Source organism: Heyndrickxia sp. FW510-T9 (genome assembly GCF_058781025.1).
Map to the genome: position 1 here is coordinate 23,387 of NZ_JBYSWK010000036.1, position 20,961 is coordinate 44,347.

Below are 20,961 nucleotides of genomic sequence, written 5' to 3' on the forward strand. Positions count from 1 at the left end.
TTTTTGGCAAGTCTTTTAAACTCCGCAATTGCTACTATACGAAACGTTCTGAACACCCTTTAAAAAAGAAGCAGTCACTTATTGCATGTGCTGCAAGTCAATACGTGTCTTGTTTGTCATTGGGAAAAAGCAGTGTGAATTTGATGGTTCAAAATTATTAAGAGGTTTACCTCAAATCGAAACATTTCGTGAGAAAATTAATGATTATTGAAGGAGTGCTTCATTAATATATGAGATAAGGGATCAACCTTTCTACCGAAACGTTGATCCCAATCATTTTATTCGAGGAAGCTCTTGAAAGAAACCTCATAGCAACCGTGCATACTGTCTATATAAGTAGTCTATTCATAACAATGAATTAGGAAGCTTCCTCAACATAGTCCATGTCTATTTCTGGTGGCTGAACTTTAAAGCCCTTAGTTAGAAATAGTAAGTAGATAAATCCTAAAGCAGTCCAAGTAGTTCCTAATATTAGAGCATGTTTGTCTAGACTGATAAAAAGATAACCATCTAGGATTAAACCAATTAACGGTAATATTAAATAAAGTATTACATCCAGCCCGGATCTTTTCTTGTTTCTTACATAATAATGGGCAAAAACGGATATATTTACAAACATGAAGGTAATAAAAGCACCAAAATTAATAAAAGAAGTAGATGTAGTCATATCTAAAAAAAGAGCTAATAAACCAACGATACCAATTAAACATATATTAAATAAAGGGGTTCTAGATTTATTACTAATATATCCAAATACTTTTTTAGGTAATACAGAATCCCTTCCCATCGCATATAATAACCGGGCAGCGCTTGTTTGAGCGGACAAACCTGAAGTAAATTGGGCAATAATTAATCCTGCTAAAAAAAGAGCACTAAATAGATTTCCACCAATTTGTTTGGCAATTTCATAAGATGCTGAATCTGAATTCACGAAAGAACTATAATCAGGATGCACTAAATATAAGAAGTAAGAGGACACAATAAAAATGATTCCACCAAATAATGCAATTAGTATAATTGCTTTTGGAATGGTTTTCTTAGGATTAATTGTCTCCTCTGATAAAGTTGTTACAGCATCAAACCCAAGGAATGAATAACAAGCTATTGCTGCCCCGGCCACTAAAAGTGATAAGGAAGAAGAGTGATTCATGAAAGCATCCATAGAGAGAAGTGTTCCAGTACCATTGTGATTTAAAACGCTTACAATACTTAAAGCTAAGAATATAGCCATTACAAGTATTTGAAAGATCATCAATATAAAGTTAATGTTTGTTGCTACTTTTATACCGATTAAATTAATAATTGTAGTAATGGCAATAAATCCTATAATCCATACCCATGAAGGTACATCAGGGAACGAAGCATTTAAATAAACTCCACCAATTAACCAAATTACTGTTGGTAAGAATAAATAATCTAAAAGTACAGCCCATCCAACTAAAAATCCTAAACTAGAATTTACCGATTTCCTTGTATAGGTATAGGCTGATCCAGATGTTGGATAAGCCTGAACCATTTTACCGTAACTATATGCAGTAAATAGCATAGCAATAAGTGCAAACAAGTAAGAAGTGGGTACTACCCCATGAGTAACATCTGCTAAAACGCCATATGTTCCAAATACAATCATAGGTGTCATATACGCTAAACCAAATAAAACAACGTGGTACAAAGTCAATGTTCTTTTTAATTTCATACTATTTTCCATTCGAGGACCCCTTTTCAACAGTTAATGGATTATAAATTTCTGGCCTTAAGTTATTTATATAATTTAATCTGTTGTCCTTCTTTTTCGCCATATCGATTGCTACTGTCTTTATTTCTGCTTTATTACCCATTTTCATTAACGTTTTACCATGTAAATCTACTGCAATACTTTGTCCGAAGAATTCTATACCCTCCAGTGGTTCTGATTGATTACAGATCACAATAGGAATCTCATTTTCCATCGCTCTACTTTTTGTATAAACTTTCTGATATTCTTCGTATGGTGTCATATTTGCTAATGGAACGAGGATTAATTCTGCTCCTTTTCTTTTTAATGTTCTAGCCACTTCAGGAAACTCTAGATCAAAACAAATCATAACTCCGATTTTTCCAAGCTTCGTATCAAAAACTAAAATCTCACCCCCTTTTTGAAACACATTTATTTCTTGATCGAATTGATGTGTTTTTCGATAAACCCCAATGATATCTCCTTTGTCATCAATGAGGGCACAGGAGATATAAATTTCTCCTATTTCCTTTCTTTCAATAAATGAAAATGCTGAATGAATACTATTTTCCTTACAAATTTCTCGAAACTTAGTTATATTTGGTCCTTCTAACGTTTCTGCTAATTCATACGCAATTCCCGACGTTGTATATCCCGTCAAGGCTAATTCCGGAAATAGAACAAGGTCTGAATTTTGTCTTTTTGCCTCTTGTATTAATTTTTTCATTTCCTCCAGATTACTGAGTTTATCACCAATTTGTGGCGAAAATTGTGCGATTGTTATATTAAGCAATGTTATTCCTCCTAACTTGTTTTATATTATTGCAAAAATTGTGCCAAATGTTTGAATACTCATACATAAATGTTTTTTGTTGTGTTATCATAAAAAAATAATGAAAATAATCATCATTTCACAGTGATACTAAAAAGAAATATATGTCTATAGCAATTTGTTTTATTAAACAATGAATTTTTTCATCAAAAATGAAAATAATCATCATTTTTATTCAACAATGGAGGTGGTTAAGTGAATATCAAAGCAAATGTTACTAATAACCCATATGTTTTATTGCTTCTTAATAAGGATTTCCAGATACATAGTGTTTCAAGTTCATCAGAAATGATGAAGAAAAATATTTTTATAAAAGGACTACATGTCTTTGAAGAAGTTAATTGGCTATCTTATTTTAATGATACGCCAAATCGGATAGTCGAAAACCAAATTATATCTACAGTGGATGGAAGTCCCACATTCTATTTATTTAATGATATTGAAAAACCAGTGGATGAAATCTGTTACTTTATCTATTTGTTAGACTTGTCCGGGATAAATCCACTAAATTCCTCCATAACAAGGGAGAATACAATAGAGAATAGCGATTATATGCTGATATCTGAACCTATGCAAAGAATTAATAAAATTATTAATACAATCTCTAATGTCGATTCGACAGTCCTTCTCTTAGGTGAATCTGGCGTAGGAAAAAGTGCCTTTGCTAATCTTATTCATCAAACAAGCAATCGGCTGCATAATCCCTTTATTTCAATAAATTGCGGATCACTTCCAGAAAACTTGATTGAGACTGAGTTATTTGGCTATGAAAGTGGAACATTTACAGGTGGGAATAAGGGGGGAAAGATAGGATTATTTGAGGCAGCCGACAAGGGGACTATTTTTTTAGATGAAATTACTGAACTGCCTTTAAATCTTCAATCAAAGTTGCTAAGTGTTCTTCAGGAAGGTACAGTTCGTAGGATAGGTAGCACAAAATCAAAAAAAGTAAATGTTAGGATTATCGCAGCAACGAATAACGATATAAAGGAGTTAGTAAGCAATAAATTATTCAGAGAGGATTTATACTACCGATTAAATGTTATTCCTTTAACTATTCCACCGTTACGGGAGAGAAAAGAGGATATTCCAAATCTTATTGATCATTTCTTAACTAAATTCACTGAAAAGTATGGGTTAAAAAAAAGATTATCCAATCAAGTAAGACACGAATTATTAGAATATAATTGGCCAGGGAATATTCGTGAATTAGAAAATATGATTGAAAGAATTGTAGTAACTAACACAGATAACGAAATTAATAGTATTGATTCACCTGGAAACCAAAATCCCGGGAATTATTTTAAGTCGATTGATATTATGCCGTTAAAAGAGGCGAAAAAGCAACTTGAAAAGGTGCTTATTCTAAAAGCTGTTCATTTATATGGCAATACTTATAAAGCTGCTGAGGTTTTGGAAGTGGATCAATCAACCATTTCAAAGAAGATGAATTTATATAAAAAGGGGTAAATACAGAAATGAAGTTAACTATTGCTTTAGCGCAATTGCGCAGCATTATATACGATAAAGAAAACAACCTGCAACGAATTCTAGAGTCCATGTCAATTGCAAAAAAGAAGAATGCACAATATATTTTATTTCCAGAGTTATTCCTGACGGGGTTTTATATAGGAGATCAAATCAAACAAATGGCCGAATCTGTAGATGGGAAGATTATTAGAACGATAAGAAAGCATGCAAGCAATCTAAATATAGGTGTTATCCTGGGATTTCCAGAAAGGGATGGGGATCATATTTATAATTCCGCAATATTTATAGATAAAGATGGGGAAGTCTTATGTGTATATAGAAAAATACACTTATTTGATCATGAAAAAAATTATTTTAGTCCTGGCGAGGAAGTTCCAGTTGTTCATTTATCAGAAGCGAAGGTGGGTATCACAATTACTTATGATATGGAGTTTCCTGAAATCCCTCGTATATTAGCAGTCAAAGGTGCCCAAGTAATTTTTGTGTTATGTTCTAACATGATACCTTATCAGCAATACCAAGATATATTTTTAAGAGCACGAGCTTTAGAAAATCATGTGTTTATTGCCGCAGCAAATAGAGTTGGTCTTGAAAATGATTATGTTTATTTTGGTGAAAGTAAATTAATAAATCCTATTGGGGAGGCTCTTTGTCAGGCATTTAATAATGAGGAGATTATCGCCACAACCATTGATACATCAGAAATAAATAAAGCAAAGGGAGTATTAAATTATATAACTAATCGCAGGTCTATGATTTATAAAAAGGAAGGGTTAACTTAAGAATTATGGTTAATCCTTTAGCTGTCAGACTCTCTTCATAACGGAAATATTGTACGTTAAGGTTGGAACCTTTGATATAAAGGGATGTTCCATTAACGAACGTTTTGGGATTTCACCCATTTAGTGCTTAATCTCATTTAATGGAACATCAATATCACCCTGTTATTTTTTTTAAATCCATTCATCAGGGCTTCAAATTCAATAGTTACATGATGTGTAGCGCCATATCTGCTAAATGCACTGGATATCTTAATAGTAGGAATATTAATCTTTTCGCGACCAAAATATTAACATAGATTCAGCAAGGAGAAAATTTGCTTAACCATATACTAATGAAAAACACAGTACAATCGATTCACTGCTTCCGCTATTTGCTCTTCCTGGATATTTGCAAAACCGACAACTAGATCAATTCTGTTCTCATCCTTAATTTCATCATTTAACATAAACCTTCTCATAGAATAGATTTCAAGCTGGACCTGTTTTGCCTTTCCCTCGATCTCTTCATAACTTTTATTTGTCTTAAAATGCGTAAGAAAGTGAAGCCCTGCTGGGATATCTTCTATTAGGATGCTTTCTTGAAAACGTTGCTGAAGTTGTTTGATTAAAGTTTTTCTTTTCATTTCGTAATGATGATTCATTCTTTTAATATGCCGTGCATATTCTCCGCTATCAATAAAATAATGCAAGGTAAATAGATTAAGCGAATTACTAGATTGCATTAAATCAGCATGATGCTTGCAATACTCTCTTAAAAGCACAGGTGGTAAAACCATATAACTGATGCGAATCCCAGGTAACATCGTTTTAGAAAATGTGCCAGTATATATAACACACTGGTTTCTATCTAAACTTTGTAAAGAAGGGATGCTATCTGTTTCATATTTAAATTCACTGTCATAATCATCTTCCACAATATACCTATCACTTGTTTCAGCTGCCCAATTTAACAATTCAATTCGTCTGGAAATTGGCATAATTTTCCCTGTTGGAAATTGATGAGATGGTGTAACAAATAAAAAGTCTCCTCTAGCCGATTCTATCTGTTGAATATCAATACCTTGGTCATCTAGTGGAATGGGATGTACATCAAATTCCATTTCCTTCAGTAATTGATAAATACGTGAGTATCCCGGGTTCTCTATTAACACTTTTGTATGCTTTTTTTGCATATTCATTAACTGGCGTATTAGTGGTTGAGTGCCCGCACCAATGACAATTTGCTCTGGTTCACAAACTACCCCTCTCGTTAATGCAATCATCCGACAAATTGTTTTTCGTACAATATAGGGACCTTGGGGATGGGGGATTTCTGAGAGTTCTCCTTTGTGATTATTTATCGCTTTATGTTGGCACTTCAACCATTCTTTAAAAGGAAATAAGGATATATCCGCGGTCATATGGGAAAGGGAGAGCCATCCATGTTTATCAACAATCTCCTCCCTTAAATCGGCCGGTAATTGTTTCCTTAACACATTCTCATTTTTAGAGTATTCCGTTATATTCTCCACATAATAACCACTTCTTTCAATCGTATAAATATACCCCTCAGCTAATAATTGCTCATAAGCATTGGAAACAGAATTCACGCTAACGTTTAATTGTTCTGCTAATTTACGCTTAGATAGCAGCTTTTGGTTAGATGGAATCTTTCCTTCTAATATAAATTTTTTTATTTCTTCATAAATCTGTTGATATAAATAGCCGGAGCTTTGACCTTTATTTAGCGTTAATAAAATCATCACTTTCTCCTTTCTGGTACCAGGTTTTTTGTTTTTTTGGTACTTTTCATTATATCAGTCAGTTGGCATAATTTTAATAACGATTAATAATTGAGGTGATCTTTAATGACAGTTTCATATGAATCAACAAAAGAGCTACAGGAAAAAAGGAAAAAATATGTACCAAAAGGTGTAAGTAACGGTAATTTAAACGTTGCTCACCATGCATCTGGAGCAACTATTACGGATATTGACCACAATGAATGGATTGATTTTGCCGGTGCGATTGGAACGCTAAATGTTGGACATAGTCATCCAAAAGTAACAAAAGCAGTAAAAGAACAAGCAGAAAAATTCTTGCATCCGGGTTTTAATGTAATGATGTACGAATCATATATTAATCTAGCAGAAAAGCTATGTGAAATTACACCGGGAGACTTTGATAAACAAGCTATTTTCTTTAACTCAGGTGCAGAAGCAGTTGAAAATGCGATAAAAATCGCCCGTCGATATACAGGAAGACAATCAGTTGTTTCATTTGTTCGCGGTTACCATGGAAGGACTAATTTAACAATGGGTATGACAAGTAAAGTAAAGCCCTATAAATTTGGATTTGGTCCATTTGCACCGGAAATCTATCAAGCACCTTTTCCTTATATGTACCACAGACCTGCAAGAATGACAGAAGAAGCATATACAGACCATATGATCGAAGAATTTAAAGATTTCTTTATTGCTACGGTAGCACCTGAAATGGTTGCCTGTGTAGTAATGGAGCCTGTACAAGGGGAAGGCGGATTTATTATTCCTCCAAAGAAATTTGTGCAAGCTGTCAGTGATTTCTGTAAAGAGCATGGAATTCTGTTTGTAGCAGATGAGATTCAAACAGGATTTGGGCGTACTGGAAAACTATTTGCCATCGAACATTTTGACGTTATTCCTGATTTAATGACTGTTTCCAAATCACTGGCTGCTGGGCTTCCATTAAGCGGTGTGGTAGGAAAAACAGAGATTTTAAATGTGGCGGATCCAGGGGAGCTAGGAGGCACCTATGCCGGTAATCCAGTTGCATGTGCTGCAGCATTAGCTGTAATAGATATTATGGAAGAGGAAGATCTATCCCGTAAGGCTGAAATCCTTGGGCAAAAAATGCAAGATAAACTGCAAGAACTATCTCAAAAACATGAATATCTAGGGGAAATTCGCCGCCTTGGTGCAATGGTTGCGGTGGAAATTGTTGAAAATCGAATAACGAAAAAGCCTAACAAAGCACAAACAACCCAAATTATTAAGTACGCTAATGAAAATGGATTATTACTACTTTCAGCTGGTATTAAAAGCAATGTTATTCGCTTTTTAGCACCATTAGTAATAACAGATGAGGAACTATCAAAAGGAATGTCCATTCTGGAAAAAGCTTTCGAACAATAAATGGTATATTCAATTTCTGACCAATCAAGCAGTTTTTATTATGGCTCGATTGGTTTTGAACTGTTCCATAATTGAAACAAACATACGGGATATGGGGTGTTATACATGACGGATTTGATCAAAGTAAAGAATCCTGCAACAGGTCAATTAATCCAAGAGGTAGAAGTAAATACAGAAGAAGAAATCAAACAAGCATTAAAAAACGGCCATGTAAGTTTTAAAAAATGGTCGAAGGTGAATGCCCATGAACGATCAAGTTATTTAAAAAAATGGTCTCAAAAAATACAAGACCATAAAGAGGAAATAGCAGAGATAATGACGCTAGAAAACGGTAAACCCCTTCATGAATCATTGGGTGAGGTGGACTATGCCACCAGTTATATTGATTGGTATGCGGAAGAGGCAAAACGAATATATGGCCGTACAATCCCGGCATCTACCGAATCGAAAAGAATCGTTGTAAGCAGGCAGCCGATTGGATTAGTTGCAGCTATAACTCCGTGGAACTTTCCGGCAGCGATGATGACCAGGAAAGCAGCACCTGCTTTGGCTGCCGGATGTACATTTATTGTAAAGCCTGCAGAAGAAACACCTTTGACTACCATGAAATTAATTGAACTTGCACATGAAGTAGGAATTCCGACTGATGTAATACAATATGTGAATGGCTCCGGAAAGGAAGTAGGAGAAGTATTTACAAGTAGTGAATACGTAAGAAAAATTACGTTTACAGGATCTACCCCTGTGGGGAAACTTTTAATCAAAAATAGTGCGGATACAGTTAAGCATGTCACGATGGAATTAGGCGGTCATGCTCCACTTATTGTGGCAGAAGATGCCAATCTTGATTTTGCCGTCCAACAAACAATTGCAACGAAGTTTCGAAATGCCGGACAAACCTGCGTATGCGCAAATCGAATTATCGTTCATGAGAGTATTGTAGAAGAATTTTCTCAAAAACTAACAGAAGAGGTTAGTAAACTGAAGGTCGGTAATGGATTAGAAAAAGAAACGAATATAGGCCCAATCATTAATGAAAAGGGTTATGACAAGATCGTCTCCCAGCTTAATGATGCAATGGAGCAAGGTGCGGAAGTTCTTATTGGGAACCAATTTAATGCGGATAAAGAGCAAGGTTATTTCTTTATCTATCCGACCGTATTAAAAAATGTACAACCGGAGATGAAAATAATGCAGGAAGAAACATTTGGTCCGGTTGCTCCGATTATTAGTTTTACTAGCTTAGAAGATGCTGTCAACCTTGCAAATAATACACCATATGGACTTGCAGCATATTTCTTTACGAACGATTACAAAACAGGAACGTACCTTCATGATCATTTGGATTTTGGTATTGTCGGATGGAACGATGGTGCTCCGTCCGGTGCCCATGTACCATTTGGAGGAATGAAAGAAAGCGGTCTTGGACGTGAAGGCGGATTGGAGGGTATCGAGCCCTATTTAGAAACAAAATATTTATCTATTGGTAATCTATAAGGGGATTTTACTCATAATTAAGACAAGTCGGTATAATTGGTATGATCAAAAGTAGTATTTTTCACCATTTTCATAAATAATTAGATTATAATGAATAGAAAAAATAAAGGGTGATAATATGGATTCTACAAACTTAAATGAAGATTTACCAGTTTTGGAAACGGAGCGGCTTTTGCTTCGGAAAGTAACAATAGACGATGTAGAGGATATTTTCGCTTATGGTTCAAAAGATGAGGTAACAAAATATGTAACATGGGATACGCATCGTACATTATCAGACTCCATGGAGTTTGTTCAGTTCATTCTAAATCAGTATGAAAACAACCCAAAAGTGGCTCCTTGGGGAATCGAATATAAAGAAAACGGAAAATTGATAGGAACCATCAATTATGTTGCATGGCAGCCAAAACATTATAGCGCAGAACTTGGATACGTAATTGCTCCTGATTATTGGGGGAAGGGGATTGGAACAGAGGCAGCCAAAAAAGTTATTGAATACGGATTTGAAAATATGGATTTAGTGCGGATTCAAGCAAGATGCTTATTAGAAAACATTGGCTCCAGCCGTGTAATGGAAAAAGCGGGAATGAGCTATGAAGGGATATCAAGAAAGGTTGCATTCATTAAAGGACAGCACATTGATTTAAAAGTGTATTCTATTTTGAAGGATGAGTTCTTAGCGTAGATAGATAAGAATTGAGGGGAAAATATGAAAAGGGTTATAACTATTTGTTTTACATTATTAGCCTTACTCGGCATTAATTATGGGGTAACTTATTTTACAAATACGAAGTTTATAGACTATTCATTTGCTGTGGGATTAGTCTTTAGTATTATCATTTGGTTCTTCACTTCGAAAGGCGGTGTAACCTCGCGTTTAACGGATGGAATCGTGCAAACGGAATCAACGAATTTTAAATTAAAATCAGATACCTATAAATTTGCGCCTAATACTGCTTTTTTTACATCACTTGCATATACCCTGTTGGCGATTATTTGTACCTTATATAATTATCGACAATATTTCTTTTAAAAAGGGAGCGATGAGTGATGCAAAGTCCCATTTTAAATCAAATCAACACGATCTTTGTACATGTTAGTGATTTGGGAAGATCCGTAGAATGGTATTCAAACTTACTTGGGCAAGAATATAATTTAGCAGAAATTTGTCCACCGGTGTATAACATAAAGATTAATCACCATACTGGTCTGACATTAGATGCAGGTCCGGCTGGAACAACAAAACAAATCAATCCTTCTGGGAAGCCACTATTTAATTTTCATACGAATGATATAGATGAGGCGTATGAGTATATTAAGCAGTTAGGATATACAATGGAATCGGATATTGTTCGATTTGAGGATTTTGCATTTTTTACTGTTAGTGATCCTGATAAAAATATCGTTATGATATGTACCGGTTGAATAATTGGTATTTCGAACTTAAAAGCCTGATTTCTTGATAAAGGAGAGATCAGGCTTTTTATAATAGCTTCTTTAAAACTAAATGCTGATATTTGCATAATAATGTAAGGTGTAATTTCCTAATCTTTATTAAATTAACGTCAAATCTTTTCGGTGATTAGCAAAAATAAAAAAAAAATCACCTCACTGCTATTTAGAAAATAGGAGTAAGGCGATTTAAATCAATTTTTAGTAATCAAAAATAAAAATCCCTAAAATGAAATAAAGCAATCTCGTATGGAGGTATACGTTAACGGGACGTTTTTGGTGGTTGGCACACATCACATTTACGTTGGTGATTATTTTTGAATTTCGTAAATGTTTTTTCAAAATTGCTACCACATGCACATTTAAATAGTAACTTTTGAGAAAAACCATGATATTCCGTCGTTAGCAACTTACTATCCGAATTTTTCTCAACAAATTCTTTTATTTTATCGATTGTCCATCGTTTATTCATTCTCTTACACCTCCATTTTATCGCTAGACGGAAGCTTTTTATGGCATCCGTTCCATTATGATCAAAAGTCTTCATTATCCAAAGTTTCTCATTATAACATGACCTGGCGCACCATTAAGCAGATTGTTATTTTGAAAATTTTACTATCCTTTTTAGTCCTGATCAAACCACAGTGGATCTTTGTCATCAACTTCACCATTATAATTGATTAGAATTTCATCCCCTGCTTTTATATCTGTGTAAGCATAGAAGTCAAATGTGTGATTATCAAAATTAATCTCATACCTTGCATTAGGTTCATAAGAATGATTAAACAACATTCCATAACCAAGAAGGATCGCAGTATGATTTATCCCATACTCAAAAGCGTAATCAGCGAGTAGAGTTTGCTCAATGTATTGATGCTGGTCGTTTGGATAAGCAATGACAGGAGCTTCATGTATAAGCGCTCCTTTTTTGATATCACATGTAGCAAATACCCCTCTATTGAATTCTCCATCACTAATTGGAGATGTTTTTACCTCAATCATGTTGTTCACCTACTCATTTTAAAAATTTTCTTCCTAACTGTAACATTAAATTGAACAATGAGCCATTTTTATTAAAAAATGAGGCTTAATCTTTATTATTCTAGGTTGAACCCAATTTAATTAGTTTTATTCATTTTACTCGGTAATTAACCAAGCTATTTCAATAAATAAACTAATACCAATCTCAATATAGAGTAAAAACAATACACTAATAACAAAAATATCCTTTTTCTGATGAAAAGGATAGATGCTTCAATCCGAAGCAGACCCCCATAAAAAAGGAACTTGAGTATTCCCGATTTACACGGACACAGGTTCCGCTATTCCCTTATAAAACTCTATTTTCATCTTATAATAGGACACACATTCCGTTACTAGATGAAAATCATTAATATATAGCTGTCATTTGCCATATTAACGGAACGTGTGTCCGACAAAGCTCCGGAATCACCACTTTTGTCACGGATAACGGAATCTCTGTCCGGAAAAACAAGGACTTATTAAAAGCTTGGAGAATAATAAAAAGTAAAATACTTGTATATAAGGAGATTATTAAAGTGAAAAAGCTATATTTTCGTACTACTTCAGGCCAGGAAGACGCATCATACATTCGGCAAAAATTAATAGAATATAATATGCAGTACCTTTCAGATAGCGAAAAGGCATTTAATAATGAGGATATTAGCATTACAGTAAACGATGAAGAAGGAAATATACTTGGAGGCATTACTGGAAGCACCAAGCTTCATTGCCTATTTATCCAATTCTTATGGGTGGATGATAGTCTCAGAGGTGAAGATATTGGGGCAAAACTATTAAACAGAGCAGAGGAACTAGCTATTGAAAAGGGTTGTAGGATGGTAAGGGTGGACACTTTTAGCTTCCAAGCACCTGAATTTTATAAAAAACAAGGCTATGAAGTATATGGTTTGGTGGAAGATTTTCCTGAGGGATGTACACATTATATGCTGTTAAAAAGAATTTAACGGGTGGATAATATACGACCGTAATAGTCCTAGGATTAAAAAAAAGCTGGCAGAACTTACTGCCAGCATTTAAAGAAAAAAGCTATGACTTTATGATTCTCGGAAACGTCAAATAAATAACCGTTCCTATTCCTTTAGTGCTGCTTACATTTATTCTTCCGCCCATTTCCTCCGTTACTTGTCTACATACCATTAAACCAAGTCCTGTTCCCTTTTCTTTTGTGGAATAAAAGGGGAGTCCGAAACGATCAATAGTTTCCTTGCTCATTCCTTCTCCGTTATCTGCGATAGAGATATGAACATGTTTTTGATTAGTTTCTACTTTTATCGTAATCATCCCGTTCCCGTTGGAGGCTTCTATCCCATTTTTAATAAGATTAATAAATAACTGCTGCACCCGGCTACTGTTTCCTTTGACATTAACAGGAAATTTATGCTGAAAATTAATTTTTACATTATTAAGTGTTGCAAAAGAGGAGAGAGACCGAATGGCATTTTTTAATTCAATCGTTATATCTAAAGAACTGTCTTTTTCAGAGGAATGGTCTTTCCCTAATGCAAGATAGTCAGCGATAATGGCATTTGCCCGGTCTACTTCCTCGATGCAGATTTTTATATATTCTTTTTCAGAAAGGGATATTCTACTGGAAGATTGCAATATTTGCATAAAACCACGAATACTTGTCATAGGATTGCGGATTTCATGAGCAACACTCGCCGCAAGCTGTCCTATAACATTAAATTTTTCTGCACGTTGAATTTCGCTAAATAAGTTTATTTTTTCAATATGTGACTCAATCAAATAAATAACGAGCCATACAACAATTACATTTTCAAGGACATATATTGAATAAATAATAAATTTGTTAAATGTCAAACTTTCATTCATGATGAAGGAGCCTAAAGTCGGTATGAGAGCCGAAACTAAGCCAATGAACAAAGAGGTAATTGATAACTTTTTCTTTAACGAAAAAGTAAAAAATTTATTTTTAAATGCAAACAAGGCAATGCTGGCGATAAATATAACAATATAAGACGGAAACACTCCGGATCCACCGAATAAAAAGCGAATTATTATGTAGAATAATGTGACTACTACTCCAGTAATATTTCCTCCATAAATAAATGCCAAATACCATGGAACAAGCCTCAAATCTAGTAATTTACCATTATTGATATGTATCGCGAATGAAAGTGATAACGTAATTGCAATACCACAAGTAACACCGAACATGACTTTGTTTTTTACATCGCTTATTTTCTCTTTAACTAGGACCAAATATATTACAAATGGAAAAAGTACTACAAGTAATTGGAGTAAAATGTTGTCATAGTGAAATTCCATGGATTCTCTCCTTAGTCGACAATAACAAACATAATTTTAATTTCTATACAAGTGATAAAAACTCCTTTTAAATTACTTCTAGTATTTTTAGATTATATTTAGAAAATGGGACTTTTATACTATTAAAGCAACATTTGTATTTTCTGTCAAAAAAATATATAATATGAACAATTCGAAATATTGTATTTTCATAACTGGATTAATACCAAGACAAACTAGATGAGAAGGTGATGAAATGACACAGTTGACGAAAGAAAGAAATTTGGAAAAAGGATTGAAGAACAGACATATTCAATTAATCGCAATTGGAGGGGCAATAGGAACAGGGTTGTTCCTTGGAGCAGGAAAATCAATACATCTTGCTGGACCTTCGATTATGCTTGTTTACTTAATAATCGGTGCTCTTTTATTTTTTGTTATGCGTGCTTTAGGGGAATTATTATTATATAAATCTACTACAGGATCTTTTACAGAATTTGCGGAAACCTTTATAGGACCGTGGGCTGGCTTTATTACAGGCTGGACATATTGGTTCTGTTGGATTGTCACAGGAATCGCGGAGATAACGGCTGTCGGAATGTATGTGAAATTTTGGGTGCCAAGTATTCCGCAATGGATACCTGCGCTAATATGTGTTCTTGTCTTACTTCTTATTAATCTAGCAACAGTGAAGGCTTTTGGTGAAATTGAATTTTGGTTTGCTTTAATTAAAATTATTGCGATTGTAGCTCTAATTGTCATTGGTTTTGTCCTTGTATTTATGGGCTTTGAGAGTCACGAAACAAAAGCCTCTTTTGCGAATCTCTGGAATCATGGCGGATTTTTTCCGAATGGATCTTCTGGATTTCTACTAGCCTTTCAAATGGCTGTCTTTTCTTTTGTCGGTATCGAGCTTGTAGGGGTTACAGCAGGTGAAGCAGAGAATCCAGAGAAAACACTTCCGAAAGCGATAAATAGTATTCCGATTCGGATATTAATTTTTTATATCGGTGCCTTGTTTATGATTATGTCGATATATCCTTGGAATGGAGTAGACCCTTCCAGCAGTCCTTTTGTAAGGGTGTTCGCTTTAATTGGGATACCTGCTGCAGCGGGAATTATTAATTTTGTCGTGCTAACATCTGCGGCATCTTCTTGCAATAGCGGTATTTTTAGTACAAGCCGTATGTTATATACACTTGCTAATGATGGAAAAGCTCCAAAAATGCTAAAACATTTGAATGAGCGAAATGTGCCTGCACCGGCATTAATTGGATCGACGTTAGTGTTATTAGTTGGGGTATTACTTAATTATTTATTGCCGGATAAGGTCTTTACTTTAGTCACAAGTATTTCAACGATTTGCTTTATTTGGGTATGGGGAGTCATTCTCGTGTCCCATTTACGTTATCGTAAGTTAATGCCGGATAATGCAAAAGAAAATCCATTTAAAATGCCATTGGCACCATTTTCAAACTGGATTGTACTGGCATTCTTTGTTTTCGTTCTCGTTTTACTCGGCTTTGCTGCTGATACTAGAGTAGCGTTATTTGTCACACCGGTTTGGTTTATCCTGCTATTAATTAGTTACTATTTTATGAAATTATTAAAAAGGTAAAAAGTGTTATACGAAAACCGCCTGACAACTTAGGCGGTTTTTTGATTGACTTTGAATGCGAAATAGCATAACAATAAATGAAGAGGAAATTCGAAATTTGGAGATAATATTAATTATATCCTCATAATTAAGGGAGAACGATGATTGGTGAAACAGAAAAGAAACTCTAGATATTTAGCAACTCTTTTTCTAATTGTGATGGCTTTAGGCTTTTTTATTACGATACCATTTCAAGAATATATAATCGGTAGGCTTTTACAAGGCGCATTTGAAGCCGGTGTTGTTGGGGGATTGGCAGATTGGTTTGCGGTAACTGCATTATTTCGCCATCCATTAGGTATACCTATTCCACATACAGCAATATTGCCAAATAATCGAAAGCGCATGACGGAAGCTGCGACGAATTTGGTAGAGAACAATTGGCTTTCAAAGGAAAGTATTCAATCAAAGGTGGCCGGGGTTCGAATTTCAGATAAATTGCTTGAAGAGCTGGAAAAGAATATGGATTCCAAACTAGTGCGGAAAGGCATATCTAGTTTTGCAAAAAAATTAGTAGCTCAAATAGATGTGGAGAAACTAGCTGGAATTCTAGAAAAAGAAGTAAAGCTTAAGGCCCAGTCGCTTGATGTCAAAGCTCTTCTTGAACTAGTAATCGATAAAACGCTCGCAGGACAATATGATGAAAAGACATTTGATTATTTACTAGTAGAAGTGGAAAAATGGATTGCAAAGCAAAGCACCCGTGAGCAGTTAGGAAGCTTAGCTATACAATTAATCGACAATGCGGATGTAGATGGTTTTGTTAAATTTGCAATCAAGTCATTTCGTAATCTTATCAATGAAGAAACGCTTGGGAACATCATTTATAAACTTGTTACAAAAGGTATTGAAGATCTTCGCAACAGTGATAGTAAAAATAGAGATGTCTTGCTTGGGAAGGCACGCACATTTTTGGAGAACCTAAAAGTAAACGAACAGGTTATTTCAGAATTAAATCATTGGAAAACCAGCTTTCTAGAAAAATGGGATGCCAAAAAGCAAATCACGGGAATTTTAAAGGAAATACAAGAAAAGCTCCTAACATTTATTGAAGATGATAATTTAGATCCGTATATTTCTCCGCTTTTAACAAAACTATTAGAGGATTTAAAGGTAGATCAAAAGAAAATGGATCAAATCGAGCAATGGATTCACAAACAAGTGATGGATCTTGTTGAAAAAAATCATTCTAAGATCGGCGGCCTGGTAAGAGAAAACTTGGATAAGCTTGATAATGATAAATTAGTGGAACTGGTTGAAACCAATGTCGGCAAGGATCTTCAGTGGATTCGGGTAAACGGTGCGGTATGCGGATTTATTATTGGATTGGTTCTTACTACATTTAAAATATTGCTTTAAAGAAACACCTTGTAAAAGGAAGTATAACTTTCTTTTATAAGGTGTTTTGATACTGTTTCAAAAAACTGCTCCTGCGTTTGCTAGCCTCGATTTGTAGCCATTTTTGTATATATTAATGGTAGCTGCATAGGTCCTTGGTTTCCGTTATCTCAATTAACAAGAGAATGAACTATGTGAGTATACCGATAGTTATTAAACATCTGATGTTATCTATCTACCTAATTCCTTTTTAATTAAATTTATATTCGCTTCATGAAAGGCTTTCATCCCTCTTTTATATGAATACTTTTCAATTAATTGTAAACTATCATTTTCATTAACAATGGCATTTCTTAATTTCTGTATATAGCTTAAGGATTCTTTTTTACGTTTCTGAATCTCTTCTTTACATTCTGTTACATGACCATGACCGGGAACAAGCAGTCTTACATCATGATTTTTTAAAATACATTCTGTTTTGGCTAATGTTTCTTCGTATTGTTCACTACTAAAATAAATATATGGAAATTCAATATCTGACAAGTAATCTCCTGCAATCCATATACCATATGGTTCAACTATTGTAAATAAACCATCATCAGTATGTCCATTCGCAATATAAAATTTTAGAGAGGTATTGCCAATATTGATAACTTGTCCATCTTCACGTATTACTAGGTCAATTTTAGGATAAACAATAGGGTAATCGCGATCTAAATAATATTTACTATCAAATAACTGTATTTGTTCGATAATTTGTTCTTTATCATTCCGTTCACTTAATTTCTCACTTCCAATTACAATTGCATCAGGAAATGCCCCATAGCCTAGAATATGATCCCAATCTGAATGCGTTAACAAAAGATATACTGGTCTTTTATTTTTAACTTTATTAACGTATTGTCTAATTTTCTCCACTTCATCGGGTAGCCAAGTTGGATCAACTACTATTACACAATCATCGGTTTGGATAACGGTAGATGTAGTTTTAAATAACTGACTTTCAAAAATGGTAATATTATTATTTTTAAATTGTATCAAATTGGTTACTCTCCTTATGTAAGTTACCTTTATTTAACTTGTATGCTTATCGTAAATTATGTTCATGGTTGTTACTATACATTTGATAATATTCTCCTTCTTTTTCATCTCTCAGATTCTTTATATTCTATTTAATCTGCAATGTTTCCTTCCTAATACGAGGTTCATTATCGATATATACTACCCTTTTTGGACATTAACAAGGAAAGATGCGATTCACTTACCTTTCACGCTAGATGAATAAGAAAGTTCAACCTTATTTTCTTTCATTCTTATTAAATGTAACTATCAAAAAGATCATAGTAGACCAATTGTGAAAAGTAATCTTTTCTTAACGAGGAGATTTATGAAAAAATAATTTAATCAAACGTTTGATTAGTTGGATAATCGCTTGGTAGGAAAGGCTTTGTACGATTTAATCAAACGTTTGATTTAAAAAAAGGTGGGAGGAAAATCAGTGGATAAATGAGAATATAAACATGAAACACAAAAAATTGAGTATGGGTAAGGGGTTACTAAAAAAGGAGATAATAGTAATGTCCAAATCAGATAATATGCTATCAATCCTATGGTTATTAAAATCAAGAAAGCAAATGACGGCGAAGCAGATTGCAGAGGAATTAGAAATTAGCATTCGGACAGTGTACCGCTATATCGATTCATTGTGTGCGAGCGGGGTGCCTATTGTTGCTGATTCTGGTCATAACGGCGGGTATAGCTTATTGGAACATTTTAATGATGCCCCTTTATTTTTTGAATTACTGGAACAAAAAGCACTAATTCATGCGGCAAAGTATGCGCAAGAAGCAGGATACCCTTATGGTGATGCACTAGAATCTGCTATATCAAAATTAAAGTTTTATACAAATGAAGAGCAACTAGAGAAAATAAATCGTCATTCCATCGGATTTGATGTAATCCATTCACCGATTCATTCACCTAGAACGAAAACTCTCCAACAGTTAGAAGAAGCAGTAGCAAATGAAACAACGCTTTCCATAGAGTATATAAAAGGGAATGGGAAGGAACATTCTTGCAGACAACTCGATCCATATGGGCTATTGTTCTGGAAAAATAGATGGTATGTCGTAGGATTTTGCCATCTTCGCAACGAGGTTAGGAGTTTTCGGGTTGATAGGATCATTACTATTGCCACGACAGATCAAACGTTTGAGCGACCATTAGAATTCTCAGCACGGAAATTTTTTATGAATAGTATTCTACCTGGCATACAGGACCCTACAGAATTAATCTCTGTTCGAATAAAAGGACACGTATCAGCTATTGATAACCTTTGTGAGCACTGGTTATTAGGACATGTTTTAATAGAAAGATCTGTTCATGATGTACATTTTAAGCTGGATAGAAATTTGATTACCTTTTATTTACCGCATCTAATTTTGTCCTATGGAAAGTCCATTCAAGTGCAAGAACCTAGTTTTTTGAAAGAGAAGTTAGTTAGTATCACCACGGAACTAAATAATTTTTATCAAACATAATTTTCACTGACCAGATCTGACAGTGAAAGTGGGCTATGCTGACCATAGAATGATTTTATTAGGAGGTAAAATATTTTGAAATTCTATGGTTTTAGGCTTTTGGTAAATGATTTTAAAAAAAGTGTAGAGTTTTACAGGGATTTATTACAATTACCGGTTGAATGGAATCTGGACGATGTGGGATATGCGAATTTTAATTTAGGAAGTACGAACTTAGAGATTTTCTCTAAAAAAGTAATGGCAGAAGCTTTGAAAACGCTAGAGACCATGAGATCCACCATAAAGGTCAATTATTTACGTATGCAAGGATGATTGGTGTTGAAAAGTTGCCATTTTTTTAAAACAACCGGATAAAAGATGAGGAGGGTTATTATGGAACAAAAATTTACAAAGATTTATGATTATCATGTTTGGGCGAATCAAATGGTGTTTGCGAAACTGAAGGAAATACCTGAGGAAATTGTACAGGAGAAAATTCAAAGTGTATTTCCAACTATTTTAGATGCAGCCAAGCATATCTATACAGTTGATATGGTTTGGTTGAATGTTATGAAGGGGAAAAGCTTTGGTGAAATTGTGGCAATGATGAGTGGGGTATCAGAGGAAATAAGTTCAATAACTCTCTCAGATCTTGAAAATGCCTATCGAGATTTAACATTACAATATGAAGAGCTTTTTTCTAGCTTAGAATACAAAGATCAATCTATTGTGGCAGAGCATCCACACTTCGGAAAATTAGAATCTACTGTATCTGAGTTGGTGCAGCATGTATCAAACCATGGAACTTACCACAGAGGAAATATTACTGCGATGTCGAGACAACTAGGTTATCCCGGAGCATCCACAGATTACATATTTTATTTGTATGAGAAACAAAAAGAAGAAGCACGGTAATTTATGTAAGTAGTTCGGTTCAGAGGTAGAAAAATAAAAAGAACATGAGTTTTAGCAAGCAAATTAGCATATATATCCGCTTGCTTCTTTTTTTTATTATGACAAGGATTTTTAGGTTTAAATACTGAAAATAGCAACAGATTTAGCACAGATTTTAACAGGTGAGCAATAGCTATTGGTCACACTATAAAATATGTGTTAAGAGCATTGTCAAAAACGTTGTTAATTGTGTAATCAATTATTAGACTTATCTATGGAAATGAAGGTTTATGTTGGGGGACAGGTCCAGTAACCGATCTA

The 20,961-nt window shown here is 34.3% G+C and carries 19 protein-coding genes and 3 pseudogenes; 15 read left to right on the forward strand and 7 right to left on the reverse strand.

What is annotated here, in order from left to right:
- Positions 1 to 23: 23 nt before the first annotated feature.
- Positions 24 to 211 (forward strand): annotated as a pseudogene (locus AC3WJF_RS16460) (IS110 family transposase); the annotation flags it as partial.
- A gap of 147 nt (positions 212 to 358) precedes the next feature.
- Here the strand turns inward: AC3WJF_RS16460 and AC3WJF_RS16465 are convergent.
- Positions 359 to 1,708: an APC family permease gene (locus tag AC3WJF_RS16465; RefSeq protein WP_492454125.1), complete on the reverse strand. Its 1,350-nt coding sequence runs from the start codon at positions 1,706 to 1,708 to the stop codon at positions 359 to 361.
- Positions 1,698 to 2,507 (reverse strand): carbon-nitrogen hydrolase family protein, encoded by an 810-nt coding sequence (locus AC3WJF_RS16470; RefSeq protein ID WP_492454126.1) that lies wholly within the window; start codon positions 2,505 to 2,507, stop codon positions 1,698 to 1,700. The genes AC3WJF_RS16465 and AC3WJF_RS16470 overlap by 11 nt, the downstream gene beginning before the upstream one ends.
- Positions 2,508 to 2,741: 234 nt before the next feature.
- On the opposite strand from AC3WJF_RS16470, the gene AC3WJF_RS16475 reads away from it, so the two are divergent.
- On the forward strand, positions 2,742 to 4,016 hold the full coding sequence (locus AC3WJF_RS16475; protein ID WP_492454128.1) for a sigma-54 interaction domain-containing protein: 1,275 nt from the start codon (positions 2,742 to 2,744) through the stop codon (positions 4,014 to 4,016).
- 8 nt (positions 4,017 to 4,024) lie between these two features.
- Positions 4,025 to 4,819: a carbon-nitrogen hydrolase family protein gene (locus tag AC3WJF_RS16480; protein WP_492454130.1), complete on the forward strand. Its 795-nt coding sequence runs from the start codon at positions 4,025 to 4,027 to the stop codon at positions 4,817 to 4,819.
- 329 nt (positions 4,820 to 5,148) lie between these two features.
- On the opposite strand, the gene gabR is transcribed toward AC3WJF_RS16480, so the two are convergent.
- Positions 5,149 to 6,564 (reverse strand): MocR-like transcriptional regulator GabR, encoded by a 1,416-nt coding sequence (gene gabR, locus AC3WJF_RS16485; protein WP_492454132.1) that lies wholly within the window; start codon positions 6,562 to 6,564, stop codon positions 5,149 to 5,151.
- Between the two features lie 102 nt (positions 6,565 to 6,666).
- On the opposite strand from gabR, the gene gabT reads away from it, so the two are divergent.
- From gabT to AC3WJF_RS16510, 5 genes are all read left to right on the forward strand, one after another.
- The gene (gabT, locus tag AC3WJF_RS16490) at positions 6,667 to 7,971 is read left to right on the forward strand and encodes a 4-aminobutyrate--2-oxoglutarate transaminase (protein WP_492454134.1); all 1,305 of its coding nucleotides are present in this window, start codon (positions 6,667 to 6,669) and stop codon (positions 7,969 to 7,971) included.
- A 105-nt stretch (positions 7,972 to 8,076) separates the two neighbouring features.
- A complete protein-coding gene (locus AC3WJF_RS16495; protein ID WP_492454136.1) occupies positions 8,077 to 9,468 on the forward strand; it encodes an NAD-dependent succinate-semialdehyde dehydrogenase in 1,392 nt (463 codons plus the stop codon).
- A 118-nt stretch (positions 9,469 to 9,586) separates the two neighbouring features.
- On the forward strand, positions 9,587 to 10,153 hold the full coding sequence (locus AC3WJF_RS16500; RefSeq protein ID WP_492454138.1) for a GNAT family N-acetyltransferase: 567 nt from the start codon (positions 9,587 to 9,589) through the stop codon (positions 10,151 to 10,153).
- Between the two features lie 24 nt (positions 10,154 to 10,177).
- Positions 10,178 to 10,501: a hypothetical protein gene (locus tag AC3WJF_RS16505; protein WP_492454140.1), complete on the forward strand. Its 324-nt coding sequence runs from the start codon at positions 10,178 to 10,180 to the stop codon at positions 10,499 to 10,501.
- Between the two features lie 17 nt (positions 10,502 to 10,518).
- On the forward strand, positions 10,519 to 10,893 hold the full coding sequence (locus AC3WJF_RS16510; RefSeq protein WP_492454142.1) for a VOC family protein: 375 nt from the start codon (positions 10,519 to 10,521) through the stop codon (positions 10,891 to 10,893).
- A gap of 289 nt (positions 10,894 to 11,182) precedes the next feature.
- On the opposite strand, the gene AC3WJF_RS16515 is transcribed toward AC3WJF_RS16510, so the two are convergent.
- Both AC3WJF_RS16515 and AC3WJF_RS16520 read right to left on the reverse strand, forming a co-directional pair.
- Positions 11,183 to 11,392: a hypothetical protein gene (locus AC3WJF_RS16515; protein ID WP_492454143.1), complete on the reverse strand. Its 210-nt coding sequence runs from the start codon at positions 11,390 to 11,392 to the stop codon at positions 11,183 to 11,185.
- Positions 11,393 to 11,544: 152 nt separating this feature from the next.
- Positions 11,545 to 11,922 (reverse strand): SET domain-containing protein, encoded by a 378-nt coding sequence (locus AC3WJF_RS16520; protein WP_492454145.1) that lies wholly within the window; start codon positions 11,920 to 11,922, stop codon positions 11,545 to 11,547.
- Between the two features lie 557 nt (positions 11,923 to 12,479).
- Between AC3WJF_RS16520 and AC3WJF_RS16525 the strand changes: the two genes are divergently transcribed.
- On the forward strand, positions 12,480 to 12,908 hold the full coding sequence (locus AC3WJF_RS16525; protein ID WP_492454147.1) for a GNAT family N-acetyltransferase: 429 nt from the start codon (positions 12,480 to 12,482) through the stop codon (positions 12,906 to 12,908).
- Between the two features lie 82 nt (positions 12,909 to 12,990).
- Here the strand turns inward: AC3WJF_RS16525 and AC3WJF_RS16530 are convergent, their stop codons facing one another.
- Positions 12,991 to 14,253: an ATP-binding protein gene (locus AC3WJF_RS16530; protein WP_492454148.1), complete on the reverse strand. Its 1,263-nt coding sequence runs from the start codon at positions 14,251 to 14,253 to the stop codon at positions 12,991 to 12,993.
- A 235-nt stretch (positions 14,254 to 14,488) separates the two neighbouring features.
- On the opposite strand from AC3WJF_RS16530, the gene AC3WJF_RS16535 reads away from it, so the two are divergent.
- Both AC3WJF_RS16535 and AC3WJF_RS16540 read left to right on the forward strand, forming a co-directional pair.
- Positions 14,489 to 15,850, forward strand: coding sequence for an amino acid permease (locus AC3WJF_RS16535; RefSeq protein ID WP_492454150.1), 1,362 nt, complete (start codon positions 14,489 to 14,491; stop codon positions 15,848 to 15,850).
- Between the two features lie 147 nt (positions 15,851 to 15,997).
- A complete protein-coding gene (locus AC3WJF_RS16540; protein WP_492454159.1) occupies positions 15,998 to 17,248 on the forward strand; it encodes a DUF445 domain-containing protein in 1,251 nt (416 codons plus the stop codon).
- 210 nt (positions 17,249 to 17,458) lie between these two features.
- Here AC3WJF_RS16540 and AC3WJF_RS16545 read toward each other — a convergent pair whose 3' ends face one another.
- Positions 17,459 to 18,268 (reverse strand): MBL fold metallo-hydrolase, encoded by an 810-nt coding sequence (locus AC3WJF_RS16545; RefSeq protein WP_492454152.1) that lies wholly within the window; start codon positions 18,266 to 18,268, stop codon positions 17,459 to 17,461.
- Between the two features lie 536 nt (positions 18,269 to 18,804).
- On the opposite strand from AC3WJF_RS16545, the gene AC3WJF_RS16550 reads away from it, so the two are divergent.
- The 4 genes and pseudogenes from AC3WJF_RS16550 (at position 18,805) to AC3WJF_RS16565 (ending at position 20,661) form a co-directional block, all read left to right on the forward strand.
- Positions 18,805 to 19,767: a helix-turn-helix transcriptional regulator gene (locus AC3WJF_RS16550; protein WP_492454154.1), complete on the forward strand. Its 963-nt coding sequence runs from the start codon at positions 18,805 to 18,807 to the stop codon at positions 19,765 to 19,767.
- A 99-nt stretch (positions 19,768 to 19,866) separates the two neighbouring features.
- Positions 19,867 to 19,950 (forward strand): annotated as a pseudogene (locus AC3WJF_RS16555) (hypothetical protein); the annotation flags it as partial.
- A 71-nt stretch (positions 19,951 to 20,021) separates the two neighbouring features.
- Positions 20,022 to 20,108: pseudogene (locus AC3WJF_RS16560) on the forward strand (DinB family protein); the annotation flags it as partial.
- 31 nt (positions 20,109 to 20,139) lie between these two features.
- Positions 20,140 to 20,661, forward strand: a complete 522-nt coding sequence (locus AC3WJF_RS16565; protein WP_492454155.1) for a DinB family protein — start codon at positions 20,140 to 20,142, stop codon at positions 20,659 to 20,661.
- Positions 20,662 to 20,961: the final 300 nt, after the last annotated feature.

Coding starts and splice junctions, on each gene's coding strand:
- AC3WJF_RS16465 (WP_492454125.1), bottom strand. CDS start 1,708: ATGGAAAATAGTATGAAATTAAAAAGAACATTGACTTTGTACCACGTT.
- AC3WJF_RS16480 (WP_492454130.1), top strand. CDS start 4,025: ATGAAGTTAACTATTGCTTTAGCGCAATTGCGCAGCATTATATACGAT.
- gabT (WP_492454134.1), top strand. CDS start 6,667: ATGACAGTTTCATATGAATCAACAAAAGAGCTACAGGAAAAAAGGAAA.
- AC3WJF_RS16495 (WP_492454136.1), top strand. CDS start 8,077: ATGACGGATTTGATCAAAGTAAAGAATCCTGCAACAGGTCAATTAATC.
- AC3WJF_RS16500 (WP_492454138.1), top strand. CDS start 9,587: ATGGATTCTACAAACTTAAATGAAGATTTACCAGTTTTGGAAACGGAG.
- AC3WJF_RS16505 (WP_492454140.1), top strand. CDS start 10,178: ATGAAAAGGGTTATAACTATTTGTTTTACATTATTAGCCTTACTCGGC.
- AC3WJF_RS16510 (WP_492454142.1), top strand. CDS start 10,519: ATGCAAAGTCCCATTTTAAATCAAATCAACACGATCTTTGTACATGTT.
- AC3WJF_RS16515 (WP_492454143.1), bottom strand. CDS start 11,392: ATGAATAAACGATGGACAATCGATAAAATAAAAGAATTTGTTGAGAAA.
- AC3WJF_RS16520 (WP_492454145.1), bottom strand. CDS start 11,922: ATGATTGAGGTAAAAACATCTCCAATTAGTGATGGAGAATTCAATAGA.
- AC3WJF_RS16530 (WP_492454148.1), bottom strand. CDS start 14,253: ATGGAATTTCACTATGACAACATTTTACTCCAATTACTTGTAGTACTT.
- AC3WJF_RS16535 (WP_492454150.1), top strand. CDS start 14,489: ATGACACAGTTGACGAAAGAAAGAAATTTGGAAAAAGGATTGAAGAAC.
- AC3WJF_RS16550 (WP_492454154.1), top strand. CDS start 18,805: ATGTCCAAATCAGATAATATGCTATCAATCCTATGGTTATTAAAATCA.
- AC3WJF_RS16565 (WP_492454155.1), top strand. CDS start 20,140: ATGGAACAAAAATTTACAAAGATTTATGATTATCATGTTTGGGCGAAT.